The sequence below is a fragment of the Tundrisphaera lichenicola genome, assembly GCF_051175385.1.
In the GTDB taxonomy this organism is placed as follows: domain Bacteria; phylum Planctomycetota; class Planctomycetia; order Isosphaerales; family Isosphaeraceae; genus Tundrisphaera; species Tundrisphaera lichenicola.
The window spans coordinates 278,962-300,469 of record NZ_CP195106.1 but is presented as its reverse complement, the minus strand read 5'-3'; the positions used below and the strand labels follow the sequence as shown (position 1 = coordinate 300,469).

Below are 21,508 nucleotides of genomic sequence, written 5' to 3'. Positions count from 1 at the left end.
AGACAGGCCGCCCCGGAGTGTCAACCCGACCTCGCGGCGCCCGGCGGGTCGGGTCGAATCCGAGATCACGGGACGTACCCGAGATCACGCCGAAGGCCGACGCGACCGGGCACGACCCCGGCCCGTCGGCCCCGGCCGTACCGGTCACTCCCCTCATCCGGCGAGTTGTTCCCGATCGAGGGCCGGGTGGAGGGCCGGGGCGGTGGCGATCCGGTCGTGTCCCTCGGCCTCGGCCCTCGTCAGGGCGTTGGCGGCGGCGGCCCGGAGCGTGGGGACATCGGTGGCGTGGTCGGGGAAGTTCGCCAGGCCGATCGAGGCGGTCAGGGCCGGCATGGTCGTCGAGGCGGCACCGGACCGGGCGATCGCCTGGCGAATCGCCTCGGCGACCCTCATCGCATTCTCGGCCGAGGCGTTGGGCAGGATCACGGCCAGCCGCCCGTCTTCCAGCCGGGTCAGGACGTCGCTGGACCGGACGGTCGACCGGGCCGCGCGGGCCACCCGGTCGATCGCCAGTTCGGCGAGCTCGTCGCCGAGCAGTTCGCGGAGGGCCGACAGTCGGTCGACCGTCACCTCCAGGAGCGAGAGTGGCTCACGCCTCCGGCGGGCCTGGGCGTGCGCGAAGCCCAGGAAGGCGGTGAGGATCACCGAACCTTGCGGGCCGAGTTCGGGGTCGCCCCGACGCTCGGGATCGGGCCGGGCCGAGGCCGAGGCCGAGAGGGCCCGCTCGGCCGTGGCGGCGATGGCGCAGAGGGCGCGAAGCCGCGATTCGGCACCGGCTCGCCAGGGCCGGGTCACCGGAAGGGTCAGCCGGAGCGACCCGAAGGAAGTCTCGCCCGACTTCAGCGTCAGGCTCAGGGCACGCGAGAGGGCCCGGCCCTCGCGAACCTGCTGGAGCATCCGACGGAATGGCCCCCTGGGCATCGATCCGGAGTCGGCGATCGGGTCGAGGTGAGGACAAGTAGGCCAGACGGCGAGCCGCCTGGGCTGGGCCCCGGCGCGATCGCGGATCAGCTCGACTCGGGGAGCCCCGGAGATCTCCGAGGCCAGGCGGACCAGGGCCACCCGGATCTCCTCCGGGTCCCGGGCCGAGGCCGACAGGAGGGCGAACGCTTCCAGGGCCGGGTCGCCGGGTGCGGTCCGGCCGAATCCGGGGACCATCGCTCGAACCCAGGCGAAAGCCCCGCTGCGGGAGGTCGCCAGATCCCGCCGGGATGGGCTCGGGGCCGTGAAGGCCGGGCGAAAAGCGGAAGGGGACGACCGGGTCTCGACGATGTTGGGCATGGTTCGATCCTGATCCAGGGCCCGAAGGGCCAAGATTCGAGCGACCCCGAGGGCGAAGGGCGCACCGTCGCTAGGGCCGCCTCGCGTTCCATGACCAGACCGGCGGGCCCTCCATGTGAAGAGCCTAGGTCGGTTTTTACAATCTGGCGCGGTCGGGCTTGCGAGATTCGGGACGCTCCGGCACCATGCCGACGCGCCGACCGTCCGCCCGCGACACCTGCCTCCCTCGCGCTGCGACCCAAACCGAAGCGGCCCGGCCTGTTCCATCCCGATCGCGCCCGATCCGAGGGCCGGAGGGCATCCCCGAGGCGAGGCATGTCATGCATTTCAGGCTCGTGTTGACCGGCATCGCATTACTCGTCGCCGGATCGGCCCCGGGTTGCTCGACCATGCGTGGTGCGCGTGTCGTCTCCGAGAACCCGATGGTCGTCCCCTCGGCCGATTTCGAGACCGTCTTCAAGGCCGCCGTCGTCGCCGTCGACAGCTATTTCGACATCGCTTCCGAGGACCGGGTCCAGCGCAAGATCGTCACCCAGCCCAAAATCGGGGCAACCTTGCTGGAGCCCTGGGAGGGAGACTCCGTCGGCTTCCGCGAGCGGTTCGAGTCGACCCTCCAGTCGATCCGAAGGTTCGCCATCGTCACCATCCTGCCAAGTCCCACAGGACAGGGGTGGATGGTCCGAGTCGAGGTCCACAAGGAGCTGGAAGACCTCCTCCAGCCCGATCGCCAGTCGATCGGCCGGGCCGTCTTCAACAACCAGTTCCCGATCAACCGGACCCGCGAGGTCGTCGGGCCGGTCCAGGCCCCGGCGTTCTGGATCCCCCGGGGTCGCGATCCGAAGCTCGAACAGGCGATCCTGGCCCAGATCCGAGCTTCGCTGTTCCTCCCCTGATCCTCGGGGAGGGCCACCGGATGCCGGCGAGTTAACCGGGGCGATGTCGCCCCGGTCCTCGCGAGACGCGCCGGCCCTCAGGAGAGGATCGTACGCCCGCGTACCCCGAATCCATCCAGGGCCATCTTGGGGATGCCCCATCCGATCGACCACTCCCACTGGGCCCGAAAGCCGGCGATGTCCTGCGACCGCTCCTGGCCATTGTCGTTGATGAGCACCTGCTGCGTGCCGCGATCGAACCCCCGGAGGGTGACATAATGGAGCATTGGGAAGGACCCACCGACCCAGACGCTGCCCGGCACCCGGATCAGGGCGATGACCGGGCGACCCTGCTCGAGGAGCTGGAGGACCCGATCGATTGAGACTCCTTGCTCCAACTGGGTCGAGGGTCGGACATTCCTCAACGCGTCCCGCAGGGCGGCCGGGGACGTGCCAAAGCCCAAATTCGTGAGGAGTCCCTCCGTACGAGCGAAATTCCTCATGAGTTTGTAAATCGAGGAGGCCTGTTCATTCTCGGCGACCCCCGAGAGGCGGAACCCGTAAGCCATCAGGAGCCGCATCGCCGAGTTCGGCCCGCAGGTATAGCCGGTAATCTGGGGCGTGCCGACCGGCACGTTGGCGATCTCCACCCGTTCACCGCCGGTCGACGCCTCGCCCGCCTGTAGGTAGAGTCGGTCGACGCCCGCGCCTCCGTCAAGCCGATCGACGCCCTCGCGGCCGTCCAGGAAGTCGTCGCCCCCGTTCCCGGCCAGGGCATTCGGCAGCGAGTTGCCCAGTAGCCGATCGGCACCCGAGCCGCCGAGGACATTCCGGACGCCGGCCAGGCCCCCATAAACCCCCGAGGCCGAGCCGCTCGCCAGATCCACGGATACGCCCGTCGATCTCTGGGAATAGTCCAGGGTGTTTACCCCAGCGCCGCCGTCGACCAGGCCCCAGGTGTAGGCCCCTTCGGCGAAGACGAATTTGTCGTCGCCCGCCTCGCCGAGCATGATGTCCGAGCCGCTGACGGCGTAGAGGGCGTCGTTGCCCAGCTGGCCGGACAGGTAATCGTCCCCCTCGTCCCCCTTCAGGAGGTCATCGCCCGGGCCTCCCCAGAGCTGATCATTGCCCGGGCCGCCGTAGAGCTTGTCGTTGCCCGAATTCGTGTCGAGCTGGCCGTCACCATAGAGCTTGTCGTTACCCTCGTTGCCGGCGATCACGTCGTTGCCGGCTTCCCCCAGGATCGTATCATCGCCGGCCCCCCCATTGAGATTGTCGTCGTCCTGCTGGCCGGAGAGATAATCGTTGCCATCCCCGCCGTAGAGGGTGTCGCGACCGCGCCCGCCCCAGATCGAGTCATCCCCACCCGACCCCACGACCGTATCATTCCCGACCGGGTCGAATCCGGGCCGGTCGCGATCGGCATCGCTCGCGATCTGATCGGCTCGCTCCCCGCCCACGATAAAGTCATCCCCGGCGCCACCGAAGATGATCGAGGGGATGGTGACCGCGTTGACCGTCGACCCGTTGTGCCCCGAAAGGCGGATGTCATCGTCGCCGTCCTTGCCGTTGATCTCGATCCGGCTGATCCGGGCGGCCTGGATCCCGGAGACCTCCTGGCCATTGTCGCCGATCATGACGTAGTCGATGCCGATCTGGTTCGAGGCCGGATAATTCCGGACCCAGATCTTGTCGGGCCCGTCGGTCCCGTCGATCCTGAGGATGCCGCCGGCGAAGCTCGCCGTGGTGAGCAAACGGCGATGTTCGAGGGGGTCGAGCCCCGGGCGGATCGTCCTCCGGTCGCGACGTAATTGGGAAGGCCGGACTTTGCTGGACTTGAAGATCATGGGAAACACCCCGGTATTCGATGCCATCCGTGCCATTCGCCGACGATCGGCGGACGTTGCCAGGGGATCGACAACGAACTCCGGTGAGTGCCACGGCCGCGAATTTCCCGGGACCGAACCCCGATGGAGGTGCCACCTTCGTCATCCCCCGCTCATGGCGGCAGTCCGGCTCAAGTCAAGCCAGGGCGCGGACCGATGACCGGCGGTGTAGTTCCGGGGTGCGCAGGAGGCGTTTTTACTCATGTCAGGCAAGTCGGCGGGCTCAGTCAGCCTCTGGATAGGCGGCTTGAAGGTGGGGGATTCGGGGGCGACAGCGGCGCTCTGGGATCGCTACTTCTTCCGCCTCGTCGCCCTGGCACGAACCAAGCTCGGCCACGCGCCCTGCATCGATCCCCTGGCGGACGAGGAGGATGCCGCGCTGAGCGCCTTCTTCAGCCTTTGTGAGGGCGCCACTCGTGGACGATTCCGGCAACTCGAGGATCGCAACGACCTCTGGCGACTGCTCGCCGTGATCACCGCCCGCAAAGCGACTGATCAGAGGAAACGGCAAGGTCGGCTCAAGCGCGGGGGTGGGAGGGTCCTCCGAGGGCACGATCGGCCCGACGACGATCGGCCCGGGGATTTCCTGGGGCGAATCACCGAGGACCGGCCGGGGCCGGAACTCGCGGCCATGCTGGCCGAGGAATATCAGCGGAGGCTCGATTCCCTGCCGGATGGCAGCCTACGCAGCGTCGCGCGGCTCCGGCTGGAAGGTTACAGTAATGACGAGATCGCCGAAGCCTTGGGCTGCGCCCGGCGGACGGTCGCCCGCAAGCTCGAGATGGTCCGAGAGGCCTGGAAAGACGGTGCCACGTGAGCGACGGTCGCGGGGCGGGGCGTAGCCTCTCGAGCCTTCCTGGACCGAGTTCGCGGATCCTCCGGCTCGACCTCGCGTGCGACCGCTTCGAGGCCGACTGGGGGATAGGCCCTCGGCCTCGGATCGAGGACTATCTGGAGGACTTCGCCGAGGCCGAACGGGGGCTCGTCCTCCGCGAATTGATCGCCCTGGAGTTGGAACTTCTACCGAGGCGAGACGGTCGACCGACGCCCTCAAGTTATCGGGACCGATTCCCGGGCCAAGACGTGATCATCCGCAGCCTATTCGCCGAGGGGCCGACCGCCTCCCCCTCTGGGCCGGCCGGGATGGACGAGCCCATCCCGATCGGGCCGATCCGAGGGGATGGGCCACCCCCCGTGGGCGAGCCGGCCTGCCCGGTCGAGCGGGTCGGCGACTATGAGCTACTTGGCGAGATCGCCCGGGGCGGCATGGGTGTCGTCTACCGGGCCCGGCAGTTGAGCCTCAACCGCATCGTCGCGCTGAAGATGATCCGCTCCGGGAGGTTCGCCTCCGAAGAGGAGATCCATCGTTTCCGTCGCGAGGTCGAGGTGACGGCCAGCCTCGACCACCCGAACATCGTGCCGATCTACGAGGTCGGCCGGCACCGCGGCCGGCCTTACTTCAGCATGAAGCTGATCGAGGGCCGCAGCCTGGCCGACCACTTGCCCCGCCTCCTGGGCGAGCCGCGAGCGGCCGCCCAGCTCATGGTGATCGTCTCCCGAGCCGTAAACGAGGCCCATCGAAGAGGCTTCGTCCACCGCGACCTCAAGCCGGCCAACATCCTGATCGACGGGGAGGGGCAGCCGCACATCACCGACTTCGGACTGGCCAAGCGGATCGACGACGATAGCAGTTTGACCGAGTCCGGGATGGTCCTCGGGACGCCCGATTACATGGCGCCGGAGCAGGCGGCGGGGCGGGCCGACATCGCGGCCGCGACCGACGTCTATGCCCTGGGCGCCATCCTATATGTCCTCCTGACGGGCCGGCCGCCGTTCCGAGGCGCCACCGGGATGGAGATGCTCGTCCAGATCCTCGAACTCGAGCCGGAGCCGCCGAGCCGGGGCCGCCCGGGGATCCCGCGCGATCTGGAGGCCATATGCCTCCAATGTCTGGAGAAGAACCCAGGGGACCGCTATCTCTCTGCTGCCGCCTTGGCCGATGATCTGGAATGCTACCTCCGCGAGGAAGGAGTGAAGGCCGGCCGATCTGGCCTCCTCGTGCGACTCGCGCGGCAGGCACGGCGCGAGCCGGAGCTGGCTTGTCGCCTGCTGGGCCTGACCGCCGTCGGTGCCCTGACCCAGCTCAATTTCGCCGCCGACCCGAGGCCGAATGCGATCGTCCACCTTGCGACGTCGGCCGTCGAGATCGCCTGGCTACTCTCCAGCCTCGCCTTCCATCGCCTCCTAGGCAAGGGGATCAGGACCGACTGGGTCCGACCGGCATGGATCATCGCCGATATCGCCCTCTTGACCGCCCTCCTTCGCATCCTCAACGCGACGGCGAGTTCGCTGATCATCGGTTTCACCTTGGTGGTGGCCGCCTCCGGTCTCTGGTCGCGCACCGGACTGGTCTGGTTGACCACCTCCCTTGCATGCTCGGGATATGCGGCTCTAGCCCTCGACGCCTCGCTACGGGGGATCGCGAGCGATCATAACCACCACCCCAATATTATCCTGGCTTGCCTGGCGATCATCGGATTCGTCGTCGCCCAGCAGGTCAAGCGATTTCGAATCCTCAGCTCCTACTATGATCATAGCCCGCCGCCCTGAGCTCATCACCACCTTGCCCGGCGGGCGATCCTCGCCCCTCGGCCAGGTCGAGGAGTGCACTGACCCAATCGCCCCGATCTCCGGCGAGCGGAGAACGGGCCAGCGCTCCATCGCGGCCCGGTCGACCGAAGGGCATCCGGGCCCTTCGGCCGAGACGCCTCGTCCCGAGGCTCAGTACGCGTTGAACGTCCAGTAGGCTCCCAGGCCGGCGATCCCGATCCAGGTGATCGAGGGATCGAGCAGGGCCGCCTGGTGGGCGGGCGAGGCCATCCACATCTGGGTGACGGTCGAGAAGTCGCCCATCCCGGAATTCTGCCGACGGGCCGGTCCCATCACGTGGTGGCCCATCCCCCGGGCCTGCTGCTGTCCGTTGTTGACCGAAGCCCAGCTCGACAGGTTCGGGTCGAAGCCGACCGCGCCCAGCCCGGATCGGGCCCGGACCCCGTTGAGCCACGCGGTGAAGCCGTACGGGTCGCCGGCCGCCTGCTGGGGCTGCTGGTAGACCGGCCGGGCCGCCTCTCGACGGGCCTCGACGGCCTCGGGATCCGAGGGACGGTCGTCTTCCTCGTAGACCGTGATGGGGAACGGCGGCGGCGGCGGGGTGTCGACCACGGGCGGAGGCGGGGGAGTGATCCCCTCCGAGCGGGCGGGAGTGGCCATCAGGCCGACGATGAGAGTGAACAGGATGAGGAAGAGGGGGGGGTTCCAGGTGTGAGATCGGTGGATCAACGAACGGTCTCCGACGAAGAGCACGCGGTTGCGGCCCGCTCCTCTGGGCCGCGATCCAGTGTCGCGCTCGCCTGCCTCCTCCTTGGATCCGCCATGATCGGTTGAGTGGGCAGGCGTCTCGCAACGCCCGCGTTCCCTTGCCAAGATGGGATGACACTGCCAGAAATGCAATACTTTTTTGCGATTACCCGAGATTTTCGCCCGTTTCGGAGACGTTTTCTTGCGATTAATTAAACCACGAAAGCCACAAAAAATATTCACGTGACAAATTGACGACCCCAAAACACGAGCGATGCCCCTGGATCGATGCAAGCCCTCAAGGTGGATCGGAGGTGGGCCTCACCCGGGGCGAGAGGGATTATTCTGGCACGCTCTCCCCCACGAGAAGGGCCGGGATGAGGGTGATTCATGAACAAGCAACCCTCATCCCATGATCCTGGGATACCACCGAAATCACCAATACAGCACGAATCGATGCATTCGGGTTGGCGACGCCCCCCGGGTCGGCTCACCAGCCGAGCCCCAGCGTTTCTAGTTCGGCCCGGAGCCGGGGGATGTCCCAGACCTTGACCGTCTTGTCGTCCACCCCGGCGAGCCGCTCCCCCCGCTCGTCGAAGGCGAGGGCGTGGACCGGGCCCCGGTGGCCGGGGAGTCGGACCAGCGGCCGGGATTCGCCCCCGACCGACCAGAGGCGGATCTGATCGCGAGAGCCGACGGCCAGGGTCGAACCGTCGGGGGAGAATTGGAGCGACTCGATCGTCCCGGAGTCGTCGACCGGCGGCTCCAGCCGGCCCCGGACCAGGCCCCGGGCGGTGTCGACCAGGACGACGACGCCCGACTTCCGCTCGGCGAAGGCCAGGGTCGAACCGTCGGGGCTCATCGCGAGATGGGCGGCGTTCGAGACCGGCAAGGACCAGGCCACTTCGCGGGCGGCGGTCCCCCGGATCGACCGGGCGGTCAGCTCTTCACCGCGATGGCCCAGGTAGTAGAGGATGGAGCCGGAGGGATCGAGCGCGGCGGCCGGGGCCAGGAACGCGGCCCCTTCGATCCGGTCAGGCAGCTCGAATCGCGAGAGAGCCTCGGGTCCTTCGCCGTTCCGGATCAGGAAGCCTTCCGGCCCGCCCAGGATCAGGGTCCGGCCGTCGGGGGTCCTGGCCACGATCCGGCCCTTCATCTGGCCGGGGAGCTGCTCCCCCCTCCGATCGGGCCGGCCGGGCCGCCGGTCGTCGGGCCGATCCGATGAGGCGGGGGGGATCTCGACCTCGGCCACCGGCTCGACGGCGGGGGGCCGGAACCAGCGGAGGGCGGCGGGCTCGAAGGCGATCAGTCGTCCCTGGGCGTCGAAGCCGACCGAGGAGAGCTGGAGCTGGTCCCAGACCTTGAGCGAGGGGGGGCAGACGCCGGGGCCTCCCCAGAATCGGAGGGCGGCGGGCTTGAAATTCGGCCCCATCGAGGTGATCGCCAGGAGTTCGCCCGGCCCGAAGGCCAGCGAACCCGGGCGGTCGCCCAGCTCGGGGAGGACCGACTGGCCCAACGGCTCGACCATCGACCACAGGGCGATGCTGGACGCCTGGCCCGCCGCCAGCGTCCGCCCGTCGGGCGAGAAGGCCAGGTCGTCAACCGATTCGCGGGTCAGGAGCCCGGCGATCGGCGAGCGAGTGGTCAGGTCCCAGAGCTCGATCCCGCTGCCCATCCCGGCGGCGGCCAGCATCGACCCGTCCCTCGGGCTGAACCGGAGCATCTTGATGAAGCTCTGGCGGATCCCCAGCCCCGGCAACGGCTTGGGCTGGGACGGCGAGAGGTCCCAGAGGGCGATCTCGCCGCCGGTCCCGGCGACGGCCAGCAGCCCGGCGGGCCCCAGGGCCAGGGCCGTGACATTCCCCTGGACGTCGATCGGGGGGAGGGGCTTGCCTTGGCCATCCCAGAGCGAGACCCGGGCGTCGGAGAACCGGGCGGCGGCGATCTTCGAGCCGTCGGGCGAGATCGCCACCATCGGCCAGACCTGCCACTCGAAGAAAGGTGCGTCGCCCTTCGCGGCGGGGAGCGTCAGCATCACCGGGGGGTCGCCGGGATGCATGGCGTCCCAGAGGTGGAGCCGGGGCTCCTCCGGGGGATCGGGCCGGAATTCGGGGGGCCGGGGATGTTCCGGCCGGGAATGGCTCGGGCGATCGATGGTCAGGATCTGATGGCCGTCGGCCGAGGCCGCCAGGCCCATGACGTGATGACCGGCCAGCGGGAAGACCTCGGGGGGCGCGTCGGGCGAGGCGAGGTCGAAGAGCCGGATCCCATCGCCGTCGGGGTGGATCACCGCCACCCGATCGCCGGCGGCCGCGATCCGAGGCCCCCTGGGCTGTGGGTTCCCGCCCCGAGCCTGTCGGCCCCTCGACGGGCTGATCGGCAGCCGGGTGGAGTCGATCAGCTCCCGGCCCTCGACGTCCCAGACCCCCAGCTCGCCGCCGTCGGAGAGGGCCGCCATCCGCTTGCCGTCGTCGCTGAAGACCAGGCCATGCTGCGACTTGCCGGGGGTGGCGATCGGCGGCCGGGCCGCGACATCCCGGATCGAGAGGAAGTCGAGGGCCTGGTCGCGGAGCCGGACCTGGAGCGCCGGCTCGGGCTTCATCTCGGCGGCCTGGCGGAGCAGCTCCAGGCCGGTTGAGCGCCGGTTCGGGACGTTCGAGAGCCGGACGTTGGCGGCGTGCTTCTCCAGCCCTTCGAGCATGGTCGACCGGAGCTGGCGGTTGACCACCTTGAGCTGCTGGTTGACGACCTCGGTCGCCCCCTGGGCCTTCTTGGCGGCGGCGGCGGCCTCGTCGGCCCGGTCGCGCTCGTCGACGATCCGGACGTAGGCGACGGTCGCTGTGGTCAGGACGACTGCCGCGGCGGTGCTCGAGACCGCGGTGAGGCTGGGATGCCGCCGGGCGAACCGCATGAGCCGGCCGACCGGGCCGATCCGACGGGCCCGGACCGGCTCGTGGGCCAGGAACCGGACCAGGTCCTCGGCCAGCTCGTCGGCCGATTCGTATCGGTCGTCGGGTCGCTTGGCCAGGGCCTTCAGGAGGATCGTCTCCAGGTCGAGCGGGACCCTCGGGTCGAACTTCCGGGGCCTGGGCGGCTCGGTCCGCGCGATCTGTTCGATCAATTCGGCGGCCGACCGGCCGTCGAAGGGGGGGCGGAGGGTGATCAGTTCGTAGAGCGTGGCCCCCAGGCTGTAGACATCGGCCCGGCCGTCGATCAGGCCGGGGCGGGTCTGCTCGGGGCTCATGTAGCGGGGCGTCCCCAGGAGGCTGTCGACCTGGGTATGGCTGGGGTCTGCCAGTCGGCGGGCCAGGCCGAAGTCGGCGACCCAGATGGTCCCCCGGGCGTCGACCAGCAGGTTCGAGGGCTTGATGTCGCGGTGGATCACCCCCCGTTGGTGGGCATACCCCAGCGCCGTGGCCGCCTGCCGCCCGACGTCGGCGACCCACCGGTAGTAGGCCGAGCCGCGAGGGGGGAGGAACGCCGAGGGCTCGTCGACCGCCTCCCGCTTCCGCCAGGGGGGGAGCTGATCGCCGCTCGCGCCCCAGGAGAGGGTCTCATCGCCGAGTCCCGAGGCCCCCAGGGAGGCCTCGGCCGGGCGTCGCGAGGGGGTCCGCCCCGATCCCGCCGCAGTCGGCCGGGGCGAGGCCGAGCCCAGGGTCGAGCCCGCGGCCACGGTCCGGTCGCGCCGGAGGTGGCGGAGGACGCGATCGAGCCCGCTCCCCTCGATCCGCTGCATCGCGTAGTAGCAGAGCCCGCCGACCTGGCCGACGTCGAAGACCGGGACGATGTGCGTGTGGTGGAGCCCGGCGGCGGTCTTGGCCTCGTTGAGGAATCGCCGACGCCCCGAGGAGTCGGGGGCCGCCTGGCCCCCCAGGACCTTCAAGGCCACCGGCCGGTCGAGCCCGACGTGGACCGCCTCGTAGACGATCCCCATGCCGCCCCGGCCCAGCTCCCGGACGATCCGGTAGCCGGCGACCCGCCGCCCCTCCTCCAGCCGATGCCCCGGGCCGTGAGGCCCGCCGACCAGCCCCCGGACCAGCGCCAGCCCCTCCAGGGCCGAGACCAGGTCCTCGCCGAGGTCGGGATAGCCGGCGGCGAACTCCTCGGGGTCGGGCGGGTGCCCCCCCTCGGCCTGTTCCAGATACGCCTCGATCGCCTCGCCCAGCCGCTCGTCGCGGTCGACCGGGCCGGTCGTCTCGGGTTCGGGGTCGGTCTGGCGGATCATGGGAAAAGCCCCCGGCGTTCGGCTCGTGGTCGGTGAGTAGTGGCTCGTGGCTCGTGGTCAGTGGCTCGTGGTCAGTGGCTAGCATATTGACGCATCTTTGAATTTAGCGATCGTCCTAACCCTCACCCGGCCTTCGGCCACCCTCTCCCGGGGGGAGAGGGAATGAGTATTTACTAGCCACTGACCACTAGCCACCCCCCAACTAATGCCGGGGCCCGTCCAGGGTCCGCTTGAGGCTCTTGAGCCCCCGGGCCCAGATTCCCCGGATGCTCTTGCGGCTGACGCCCATCCGGTCGCCGATCCCTTCGAAGGAGAGGTTCTCGGCGTGGTAGAGCCAGAGGACCTCGGCCTCGGTCTCGGGGAGGGCGGCCAGGGCGTCGGCCAGGAGGACGGTCAGCTCGCGCTTGCTGGCGGCCTCGCTGGGGCTGGTCTGGCTCAGGGCGAGCATATCCAGGAGCTTCCCCCCCTGGCTCCCGTCGCCGCCGGGGAGGTCCCAGGCGGCTTCGAGCGGGACATCGGGGCCGCCGGCCGATCGCTTGGCCCGGCTGTGGTAGCGCCCGAGGTCGGCGAGCTTCTGCCCGACCAGCCTCCGGAGCCACCCCACCAGCGCCGCCTCGTTCTGGCCGGTGAACTGGGGGAACTGCCGGATCACCTCGACGAGCGCCTCCTGCACGACGTCGGACAGCTCGACCCGCTCGCGGAGCCTGGGTCCGAGCCCGGTCCGGACGACCATCCGCATGTAATTGCGGTACAGGTTGCAAAGCTCGCCGAGCGCCTCGACCTCGCCGGCCCTGGCCTTCGCGATCAGCTCCATCGGTCCTCCGCCCATCGCCGAAGCGCCTCCCGCCTGGCACCGGCCGCGGCGTGATCGGCCCGATAAAGAGATCAGCGTCAAGCCCGTCGCCGCCGGGCCTACTTTCATGATCCGCTTCCGCATGCCGCCCGGCAAGACATGAACCGAACTCCTTCGGGGTGGTGGGAGGCCCCGAGGGACCGCGAAGGCGGCCCGGCCGGGCAAATCCCCCCCCGGTGGACTTCGGCGGCTCGCGCCACCCACCAGGGGACCCAGGCCCGACGGGGGTGCGGGCCCCAGGCTCGGGGGATCCGACGCGGGCGAGGCATCACTTCGAGTGGTCCCCCCCCCACCAGGCCGCCAGCGCCTCGATCCGCTCGTAGTTGCGCGCCCGCGCGTATTGCCTCAAGGCATAAGGGCGATATTTTTTGTACACATCAGGGTCGATCGGCTTGCCGTCCAGCATACCGTCCAGGAAGCCCCGCAGCTCGTCGATCCGGGCTCGACGCCGCTCCAGGTTCTCCGGCCCGGCCCAATCCGGGTTCTCCGGGATGGCCTTCTTGAGCCCCCCCTTCTCGGCGGCGGTCAGGTACCAGCTCATGGCCACGTTCACGCCGGCCGCTACCTCCGCGTCGGCATCGCGGGCGGAGACGGCCTGGGCCTCCGCGTCGGAGGTATTGTCGAGGGCGCTCCCCGAGGCCCTCGGCGGCCTCCCGGCCTCGGCCGCCCTGAGGATATCCAGCCGGTCGCCCGGCCAGGCCGATGAGGCGGAGATCGGGTCGTCGAGCGTGGTCGAGATGGCGGCATTCTCGAGGACGACCGTCGTGAAGAAGCCCTTCTTGCAATCCCGCTCGAAGAGCTTGGCCAGCAGGGCGACCTCCTGGTCGTTGCGGAACATCGACGAGGTTTCCCGGGCCTTCAGGGCGGCGTCGGCCGGCGAGGTGACGACCTGGAGGCCCGAGCCCAGGATGGCCAGCGGGCTCAGTCGGCTCGGCTCGGGGGGATATCCGAACCGGTCGTCGAAGCTGGTGGCGTCCCGGAGCTGGACCAGGACCACGCCCGAGGTGTTGGCCTGCACCCACTCCCGGTTCTGGTAGAGCCAAGAGACCGCGACGCTGACGCCGTAGCTGTCGTAATACCCGGCGTCAACCACCCGGAGCGGGGGCGAACCGGGCAGGTTGACCGCCGGGGACACCCAGGGAAACGAGGCGCTCATCCGGGCGGCGGTCGAGAGCCGGAGTTTCCAGGGGGCCGGATAGAACTTCGAGTACTCGACCGCCGAGAGCGAGTAGAGGCTGTCCCCCGACCCGTCGTTCCGCCAGTCGAGCTGGCCCCCCTCATTGAGGACCATCTCCCGGGGATGGGGGTCGGGGGAATTCAGCCGGGTCAAGTCCAGGTTGGAGATCAGCAGCCGACGGCCGTCCTCGACGGTCATCGGCGAGAAGATCAGCGAGGGGATCCGGCCGGCGGCCTCGAGTTCGTAGAGGTCGTCGAACCTCAGGTCGTAGATCCCCCGCCAGGTCCGCTCCAGCTCGATGCCCCGGTCGTATCGGGGGAGTCCCAGCGCGGGCCGGACGAGGTTGGCCAGCGCGGAGAATCCCATCCTCAGCGAGATGTAGCGGGCCACCTGGTTGAGGCTGTTGACGGGGATCTCCCCGACCCAGTCCCTGTCTTTTTGCCTCTCCGGGTGCGTGAAGGCCCGGCCGAGCCGCTCCTCCTCCTCGCGCTTCTCCTTGAGGAATTTGACATAATAAGATGTCCCGATCATTCCGCCCGAGGCGCCCGAGATGACCCGCACGGCCTCGTCGAAGCCGGCGATCCGCTTGCCGAGCCGATCCAGCGCCTCGGCCGACCAGTAGGCGGAGCGGCTGGCCCCGCCGGTGACGCAGACGACGGCCAGCTTGGGAGGCGGGGCCGAGGGTCCGGCCTCCCCCGAGCGTCCCTGGGAGAAGTCCTTCCAACGGTCGAGCGCCTCCTCATCCCTGGCCATCGCCGACCCGTCGGAGCGGGGGGACGGCGAGTGGGGATCGACGTGGGGCGATCTCGCGGCTGGGTCGAACATGCGTATATATTTCTCGGAGATGCGGCCCTTCAGGTCGTCCGGGGTCCCGTAGTCCATGTCCTCGAACCGCGCCCGATCGTCCCCGAAGAGGAGGGCGAGCACGGCGACGATCGCCGCCCCGACCACGATCCGATACCGTTCCTTCACGAAGAGCACGAACGCCGTGATGGAGATCGCCATCAGCGCCAGCGCCGCGCAGATCGCGACCGAGGCCGTGATGCCGTCGTAGCCGACCAGGAGCGAGGCGGGCAACAGGAGCCCGAGCAGCCCCAAGAGCCGGAGCTTTGACTTCTTGTAGCCCAGGTACGCGTAGAGCACCCCGACCGCCGCCAGGGCGATCATCGTCGCCAGGCCGGCGATCCAACCCCGCGAGCCGACCTCGCCCAGGATCGAGGCGCCGTCGTAGACGTAGGGGACAGCGAGCAGCGCGTAGAATCCGCCGAAGACCCGGGCGTTCCGGTAGAACGAGGACCGTTTCTCGGGGCTGATGTAGCGGTCCGGCTGATTCGACCGCGACGCCGCCTCGTCCGCCGCGATCGAGGGCGTGGTGGCCGGCCCGATCCCCTCCGAGGCGGCCAAGACTGACCCGATCGCGTTCAGGACTTTGATCACGTAGATGCCCGCGAGGATCCCGAGGAGCCAAACCACCAGGGCGACGGTATAGGACGCCCAAGCGTTATAGGACAACGCATCAGCCTTGATGTAACTCGTCAGGTCCAGGTGTTTGGCCCAGCCCAACCTCTCGCCGCTTGGGCCGTAGATCGGGGCGAAGCGGTTGGCGTAGGGGAAGGCCTCCGGCAGCGCCGCGGGGAGCAGCAGCAGCACCAGGAAGGGGAGCCGGGCCGCCCGGAGCAGGCGGCTGATTTCGCGGGCCTGGCCGACCTTGGGCTCCATGAAAGTGCCGAAGGGCAAGTTGACCGCGCTCTAATCCAGAAAATCATCAACCCTCTTGATCGGGTCGGTCGCGGAATTGGCCCGCAGCTTCTCCGGGATCAGGTAATAGGCGTTGACCCCGAGCACGGCCAGGGTCATGGTCGCGGCCCAGGCGCTGAAGAACCGAGTGAGAGGCTGGTCCGCCCAGAAGACGTTCGCGATCCCCAGGCCCGAGCCGATCAGCCCGAAACACAGGAGGTACAGCAGGATCATGATCGACGCCTGGCCGGGGTGATTGGTCAGGTATCTCAGGAGCGACCGCAAGAGCCCCTTCCGGTGGTAGTAGAAGGCCATCCCCAGGAAGCACGCCAGGGGGAAGGCGACCGTCAGCGAGGTCGCCAGGAGTTCGCTAACTTTCCCGGCGAAGAGTATGGCCAGCCTCGCCGCCGGCACGCCCAGGAACAAGGCCGCACACCCGGCGAGCAGCCGGCCCCATCGGAACACGGGCTGGTCCGCCCGATCTTCCCGCACACGTCCATCGCCCAACCCTTGCGAATCGCCCATCGAATGCCCCTTACCGGTTCATTGCCCCCTGGTCGCGACCCGCGAGGCATTTCGGGGAGAATCGCGAGCGGGGGGGTGAACGGTAAAGGACGACGTTGGGCCGATCAAGCAAAATCGCCCCGGCAGGTCGGGGCGTCGGGGCGCGTCGGGGCGAAGCCATCGGGGCGGGGGACGCCCGCGCCCGGGCGCGACAGGCCCCCGCGCCTCCGCTCGGCTCAATTCAGCGGGAGCGTCAGCAAGGGGGCCTGCTGGCTGCGCTCGGTCTCCTGGAGTTCCAGGAGCAATTCGAGGAGCGTGAGCGTCGACCGGGACGCGATATCGGCCCGGTCGATGTAGAACCAGTGGCCTCGATAGGGGACGGCGACCTCGGCGTCCCTGGGCCGGTGCTTCTGACTCCGGACCGAGAAGAGACCGCGGGTGATGTCCTTCCAGTCGTGGACGGGCCGGTCGACGCCCGGGGTGATCGGGGCGACCCCGCTGGCGAAGTGGTCCGGCGGGATGCAGACGCCCTTCGAGAGGAAGACCATGATGTCGAGCACCGATCGCATGTTGACCAGGATGGAATCTTCGCCGAGCGGGTTCGGCAGGGGTTGTTCCATCGACTCTTCTTCGGACTGCTCGGACCGGACCTTGTAAAGCCGCTGGCCGGGATCGAGGCCGAGGACTTCGGTGAGGTGGACCACGTCGGGCGAGCGAAGCTCGTTGGGGCGGATCTTGAGCACAACCGACTTTTCACGCTTCCTCAGCGAGGACTGCCCGCCGAGATTCTGGAAGGTATAGCCCTCCTTGGCGGCCTCGATCATGTCCCGGCCGGTGACCCGATCGGTCGGCAGGGGGTCGTGGGCCTCGCCGTCGAACGTCGCGATCGCGAGTTCCGCCGCCCCTCGCTCCTGGAGGCCCACGAAGAGTTCGACGACCTCCCGATAATTCGCGTTGTCCTGAGGGACGCGAGGGACCAGCGAGGTGGCGAGCGGAGCGTTCGGGATGTCGTTGATGTCGTTGACCGCCATCAAGAGGAACAGGAAGGTGTCCGTCCCGGGGCTGATGACCCGGAGGACCTCGGCCTTCAGGGGGTCGACCAGGGTCTTGGCGATCTCCTGCCCGCCCCGAGGGTGATAGCTCAGGGTCGGAGTGTCGCGGAGCGTCAGCTGGCCGATCCCGAAGCTCGGGAATCCTGGGTCGAGGCCATCGCCGGGAGTGTTGAACCCGCCGACGGCCCCGGCCTCGAACTGGCCGGTGATGGTCGGCAGGTCGATCAGGACCGGGCTCTCGGCGTACCTCATCCGGACGATGTTCAGCAGCAACTGCTCGTCGCTGGTCTTCCGATAGATCTCGTTGTAGCGGAGCCGGGTCGTCCGGATCGCCTCCGGGCCGAGGCAGCCGGGCGACGCGACCATGAGGGCCAGCAACCCCGCGAAGGGGAGCAAGCTCCGACGAACACCGGCGATGGCTCGAGTATCAGACATGAATCGATACCCGATGAGCGAGGAACTCCACCAGGTAGACTCATCGGCACAACCCCTACACATTCTCCAGCCCAATCCCGAGATCCAACCGATCCAGAAGTCCGGGCGGAACCCGGCCGGCTCCCATCTCGAAGGCGCCGACGGCTTCGGCCCTCCCACCGCCGCTCCGACGGCGACCGGCCGGAGCGATCCGGTTGCCGGTCGGGAATCGCACCCGCTGAAGATCCCCGACTGATCACGGCGTACTCAAGGTCTGCCCCCCTCCGAAGCCCCTTCGGTGTCACCCCGACATCCCGACGCGGGCCGCCCAGTCCGAGAATCGCGTCGGCCCAAGCCGAGCATTCTCCCCCGGATTCAAGCCTCGATCGTCCAACGCCGCGCCCGAGTACAGGGCCTCCGGGTCGGCGATGACCGTCCGCTGATCCCCCTTGCTGGACAGGAATTGGCCGACGAACTCCGCGATGGAGAGCGTCTCGGGGCCGGCCACCTCGACCATCCCATTCGTCGGAGGGGCTTCGGCGACGTCCGCCAGCGCGGCGGCCACGTCGTCCGCGGCCAGCGGCTGCATGGGAGCCGCCGGGAGCCGGACCGTGTCGCCCCCGCCCTCGGCGCCGGCGATCCATCCCAGGAATTCGAAGAACTGCGTGGCCCGGACGATCGTGTATGGCACCTTCCCGGCCTCGATCAGCCCCTCTTGGACGACCTTCGCCCGCATGTAGCCGCTGCCCGGCATCCGGTCGGCACCGACGACCGAGAGGGCGACGTGATGTCCCACCCCGGCCGCCGACTCCGCGGCGAGCAGGTTGCGAGTCGAGGTCTCGAAGAACTCCTTCACGGCCGAGTCTTCCCAGGACGGGGCGTTCGTCACGTCGACGACCACGCTCGCGCCCGCGACCGCCTCGGCCAGCCCCTCGCCGGTGAGGGAGTTGACGCCCGAGGAGGGCGAGGCGGCCACGACCTCATGACCACGCCGGCGAAGTTCGCTCACCACCTTCTTGCCGATGAGCCCGCTACCACCGATCACGACGATCTTCACGATGTCTTCCCCTTGTTCAAGCTATTCGACCTCGGCCGCCGACCAGCGGGCGAGTTTGTCCGGGTTTACTGTCATGTACACGGCCTGCACGTCCGCCCCCAGGGAGAGGGTGGTGACCTGGATAACCGACCCTCCGGAGGCGAACACGACTCCCGGTTCCCCGTTCACCGTCGTGGCGTAGATGTCGCAGTACTGCCGCTTGCGGAACACGCCCGTCAAGAACCGGGCCACCCGGTCCCGCCCTCGGATAACGACCCGCGCCGCTGACACCTTACCCCCGCCGTCCGAGTGGACCTCGACATCCTCGGCGAGCATGGCCTCGACGGCCTTCACGTCCCCCGCCCGGCAGGCATCCACGAAACGCTCGGCCAGGCCGTCCGCCTGTGTGGCCGACGCCTGGAAACGTCGCTCCCCGTCCAGTCCGAGCCGCCGTCGGGCTCGGCTGACGAGTTGCCGGACGGTGGCCTCGGCCTTGCCGACGACCTTCCCGATCTCGGCGTACTCGTAATCGAACACGGCGCGAAGCAGGAACGCCGCCCGCTCGTCGGGCGTCAGCCGCTCCAGCAGGAGCAGGAACCCCTGGGTGAGCGACTCGCCGAGGGCCGACTCCCGCCCGGCCGTCTCCACCGGCTCCGGCACCCAGGGCCCCACATATTCTCGACGGCGACGCGCCCGCAGGCGGTCGATGCAGAGGCGGGTGGTGGTCCGGATCAGGAACCCCTCCGCCGAGGTCACGCCCCCGGCGGTCTGATACCGGACAAAGGCATCCTGGACCGCGTCCTCGGCGTCGGCCACGCTCCCGAGCATCCGGTAGGCGACGGACATCATCCGAGGCCGCAGGGCATTCAGATCGTCGTTCATGGGGTCCTCACGCGGACGAGGTCACTTCGGCTCCGGGATGACGAGATCCTTCGCCTGTCGCGGGTGAAGGACCCACGCCAGCAGCCGGGTCTTCACCTTGCCGGGATTCCTCGAGACCCGGTGCAGGCATCCGGTCGGCTCGTAGAACGTCTCCCCCGCCTTGAGCACCCGGGCGGGCTGGTCGTCGATGCCCCACTCGTACTCCCCTTCCAGGATGTACCCGAACCCCGGACCCGGGTGCCTGTGGGGAACACCCGCCTGACCGGGCTCCAGCGTCACCTCCACGGCCGATGCCCTCGCCTCCTTGCCGTCCAGTTTCTCATCGATGTCCAGCGAGGCCAACGGCTTGACCGACTCGTGATTCTCGACGTGCCAGGCCCGGGCCATCCCGACCACCCCCAGGCCAACGCCCACCGCCACTACCAGTGCACCCCGGACCATGATCGCCCTCCCGAACTGCGTCCCGGACAAACCCCGACCGGCCAGCGGCCCGCCTTCCGGGAACAAGGACGTTCGGGCAGGGTGGTCTTGTGACCGGCCCCGCAGATTTCCCGTCCGAGGCGAGCCCGACTCTTCCATCCTGGGCTAGCGACGATTCCCGATCCATACCTTCTCGCTCATCAATTCCGGCGGAGCGTTCCCGCCGACGGAAACGCTCCGGTTGAGGCAAAACCCCGACGCGGATAGGATCGACGGCATCCGCCGCTGGCCTGTTTCGGATCTATTCCAGGAGTTCGGCTCGTGCCCTCAGCTTCCGTGACGCCCCCGAGGCCCCGCAGGAAGGGCAAGTCCGCGATCGTCGTCTGGACCTGGGTCCTCGGACTCTGCCTGGCCGTCATGGTCGCGACTTACATGACCTTCGTCGAGGCCCCCCCGCCCCGGAGGATCGTCATCGCCAGCGGGAGCCACGATGGGGCCTACTTCCGCTATGCCCGGCGATACGCGGAGGAGTTGAAGAAGGAGGGGCTGTCCGTCGAGGTCCGCGAGACGGCGGGCTCGGTCGAGAACCTTCGCCTGCTCGGGGAGGACGATTCGGGGGTCTCGGTCGCCATCGTCCAGAGCGGGCTGGCCAGCACCGAGGACCGGGGGCGGCTCCTGGCCCTGGGCAGCCTCTACCGCGAACCCTTGTGGGTCTTCTACCGGGGCGAGAAGCTGGGCCGGCTCGGCCAGTTGGCGGAGAAGCGGATCGGCGTGGGGCCCGTGGGCAGCGGGACCCATGCCGTCGCCCTGCAATTACTGGCCGCCAACGGCCTGATCGACCCCAAGGATGACTCGCCGGGGCGACTGGTCTCGAAGGACGTCGCGACCGCGGCCAAAGACTTGCGGAAGGGGGAGCTGGACGCCGCGTTCTTCGTCGCCGCTTATGAGGCCGAGTACATCCAGGGGCTCCTCGGCGACGGCGCGATCCGGCTGCTGAACTTCGACCAGCACGAGGCCTATACCCGACGCTTCCGGTTCCTCTCGCCGGTCACGGTCCCGGAGGGCCTGATGGACCTGGGCCGGAACATACCGGGCGAGGATATCCACCTGCTGGCCCCGACGGCCATGCTGGTCGTCCGCCAGGATTTCCACCCCGCGCTGGTCCCGCTCTTGCTCTCGGCCGCCTCTCAGATCCACGGCAAGGGGAACGAGATCTCCGAGCCGGGGGAATTCCCCTCGGTGCGGTTCTGCGACGTCCCGGTGAGCGAGGACGCCCGCCATTATTTCCGGTCGGGCCCGCCAGTCCTCCAGCGGCTCCTCCCGTTCTGGCTGGCCTCGCTGGCCGACCGGGTCAAGGTGATGCTGATCCCGATCGTCATGCTGATGATGCCGCTCCTGAGGGCCACCCCGCCCCTGATGCGCTGGCGGACCCGGCGCAAGATCTACCTCTGGTATTCCGACCTCCGGGACATCGACCAGCGCCTGATGGCGGGCCTGACCGTCCCCGAGCTGGACCAGGAATACGAGCGTCTCAAGGAGATCGAGAACCAGGTGGCCTACGTCGAGGTCCCCCTCAGCTACATGGAGGAGTTCTACCACCTCCGGTCGCACCTGGCCCTCTTGCAGCAGCACCTGGCCGAATTGAGGGTCCAGGGGCCGGCCTCGACCGACCCCGCCCCCTGAACCGCAGACCCATATCGAGGGGCGTGGACCAGGCCTCCAGGGGTCGGAGATCGCGACATCACCCGGAATCAGCCCCCTCTCCCCAACATGGGAGAGGGCCGGGGAGAGGGGGCGAAGGACTCCACGGAC

The 21,508-nt window shown here is 68.9% G+C and carries 16 protein-coding genes; 5 read left to right on the top strand and 11 right to left on the bottom strand.

Translation table 11 applies throughout. The annotated features are described in order from the left end of the window. Window positions 1-153 precede the first annotated feature (153 nt). A complete protein-coding gene (locus P12x_RS01235; RefSeq protein ID WP_435009001.1) occupies window positions 154-1,281 on the bottom strand; it encodes a diguanylate cyclase domain-containing protein in 1,128 nt (375 codons plus the stop codon). A gap of 320 nt (window positions 1,282-1,601) precedes the next feature. Here P12x_RS01235 and P12x_RS01230 point away from each other — a divergent pair, with 320 nt between their 5' ends. Beyond that, window positions 1,602-2,174 (top strand): hypothetical protein, encoded by a 573-nt coding sequence (locus P12x_RS01230; protein WP_435009000.1) that lies wholly within the window; start codon window positions 1,602-1,604, stop codon window positions 2,172-2,174. A 77-nt stretch (window positions 2,175-2,251) separates the two neighbouring features. Here P12x_RS01230 and P12x_RS01225 read toward each other — a convergent pair whose 3' ends face one another. Next, window positions 2,252-4,027, bottom strand: a complete 1,776-nt coding sequence (locus P12x_RS01225; RefSeq protein WP_435008999.1) for a C39 family peptidase — start codon at window positions 4,025-4,027, stop codon at window positions 2,252-2,254. 214 nt (window positions 4,028-4,241) lie between these two features. On the opposite strand from P12x_RS01225, the gene P12x_RS01220 reads away from it, so the two are divergent. After that, the gene (locus tag P12x_RS01220) at window positions 4,242-4,856 is read left to right on the top strand and encodes an ECF-type sigma factor (protein WP_435008998.1); all 615 of its coding nucleotides are present in this window, start codon (window positions 4,242-4,244) and stop codon (window positions 4,854-4,856) included. Continuing rightward, the gene (locus P12x_RS01215; protein WP_435008997.1) at window positions 4,853-6,649 is read left to right on the top strand and encodes a serine/threonine-protein kinase; all 1,797 of its coding nucleotides are present in this window, start codon (window positions 4,853-4,855) and stop codon (window positions 6,647-6,649) included. The genes P12x_RS01220 and P12x_RS01215 overlap by 4 nt, the downstream gene beginning before the upstream one ends. 171 nt (window positions 6,650-6,820) lie before the next feature. Here the strand turns inward: P12x_RS01215 and P12x_RS01210 are convergent, their stop codons facing one another. The 6 genes from P12x_RS01210 to P12x_RS01185 form a co-directional block, all read right to left on the bottom strand. Further along, on the bottom strand, window positions 6,821-7,378 hold the full coding sequence (locus P12x_RS01210; RefSeq protein ID WP_435008996.1) for a CAP domain-containing protein: 558 nt from the start codon (window positions 7,376-7,378) through the stop codon (window positions 6,821-6,823). 508 nt (window positions 7,379-7,886) lie between these two features. Beyond that, the gene (locus tag P12x_RS01205; protein ID WP_435008995.1) at window positions 7,887-11,621 is read right to left on the bottom strand and encodes a WD40 repeat domain-containing serine/threonine protein kinase; all 3,735 of its coding nucleotides are present in this window, start codon (window positions 11,619-11,621) and stop codon (window positions 7,887-7,889) included. 202 nt (window positions 11,622-11,823) lie between these two features. Further along, window positions 11,824-12,450 (bottom strand): sigma-70 family RNA polymerase sigma factor, encoded by a 627-nt coding sequence (locus tag P12x_RS01200; protein WP_435008994.1) that lies wholly within the window; start codon window positions 12,448-12,450, stop codon window positions 11,824-11,826. Between the two features lie 292 nt (window positions 12,451-12,742). Next, entirely contained in the window at window positions 12,743-15,388 is a 2,646-nt protein-coding gene (locus P12x_RS01195) for a patatin-like phospholipase family protein (protein ID WP_435008993.1), read from the bottom strand. A gap of 12 nt (window positions 15,389-15,400) precedes the next feature. Further along, on the bottom strand, window positions 15,401-15,913 hold the full coding sequence (locus P12x_RS01190) for a hypothetical protein (protein WP_435008992.1): 513 nt from the start codon (window positions 15,911-15,913) through the stop codon (window positions 15,401-15,403). Between the two features lie 215 nt (window positions 15,914-16,128). Beyond that, window positions 16,129-17,379: a hypothetical protein gene (locus P12x_RS01185; RefSeq protein WP_435008991.1), complete on the bottom strand. Its 1,251-nt coding sequence runs from the start codon at window positions 17,377-17,379 to the stop codon at window positions 16,129-16,131. On the opposite strand from P12x_RS01185, the gene P12x_RS01180 reads away from it, so the two are divergent. Beyond that, on the top strand, window positions 17,378-17,614 hold the full coding sequence (locus P12x_RS01180) for a hypothetical protein (RefSeq protein WP_435008990.1): 237 nt from the start codon (window positions 17,378-17,380) through the stop codon (window positions 17,612-17,614). The genes P12x_RS01185 and P12x_RS01180 overlap by 2 nt on opposite strands. A gap of 45 nt (window positions 17,615-17,659) precedes the next feature. On the opposite strand, the gene P12x_RS01175 is transcribed toward P12x_RS01180, so the two are convergent. The 3 genes from P12x_RS01175 to P12x_RS01165 are packed head-to-tail and all read right to left on the bottom strand — an operon-like array spanning window position 17,660 to window position 19,717. Next, on the bottom strand, window positions 17,660-18,415 hold the full coding sequence (locus P12x_RS01175; protein WP_435008989.1) for an SDR family oxidoreductase: 756 nt from the start codon (window positions 18,413-18,415) through the stop codon (window positions 17,660-17,662). 21 nt (window positions 18,416-18,436) lie between these two features. After that, window positions 18,437-19,276 (bottom strand): RNA polymerase sigma factor SigJ, encoded by an 840-nt coding sequence (sigJ, locus tag P12x_RS01170; RefSeq protein WP_435008988.1) that lies wholly within the window; start codon window positions 19,274-19,276, stop codon window positions 18,437-18,439. A gap of 21 nt (window positions 19,277-19,297) precedes the next feature. After that, window positions 19,298-19,717 (bottom strand): cupin domain-containing protein, encoded by a 420-nt coding sequence (locus P12x_RS01165; protein WP_435008987.1) that lies wholly within the window; start codon window positions 19,715-19,717, stop codon window positions 19,298-19,300. A gap of 300 nt (window positions 19,718-20,017) precedes the next feature. Between P12x_RS01165 and P12x_RS01160 the strand changes: the two genes are divergently transcribed. After that, the gene (locus tag P12x_RS01160; protein ID WP_435008986.1) at window positions 20,018-21,379 is read left to right on the top strand and encodes a TAXI family TRAP transporter solute-binding subunit; all 1,362 of its coding nucleotides are present in this window, start codon (window positions 20,018-20,020) and stop codon (window positions 21,377-21,379) included. Window positions 21,380-21,508: the final 129 nt, after the last annotated feature.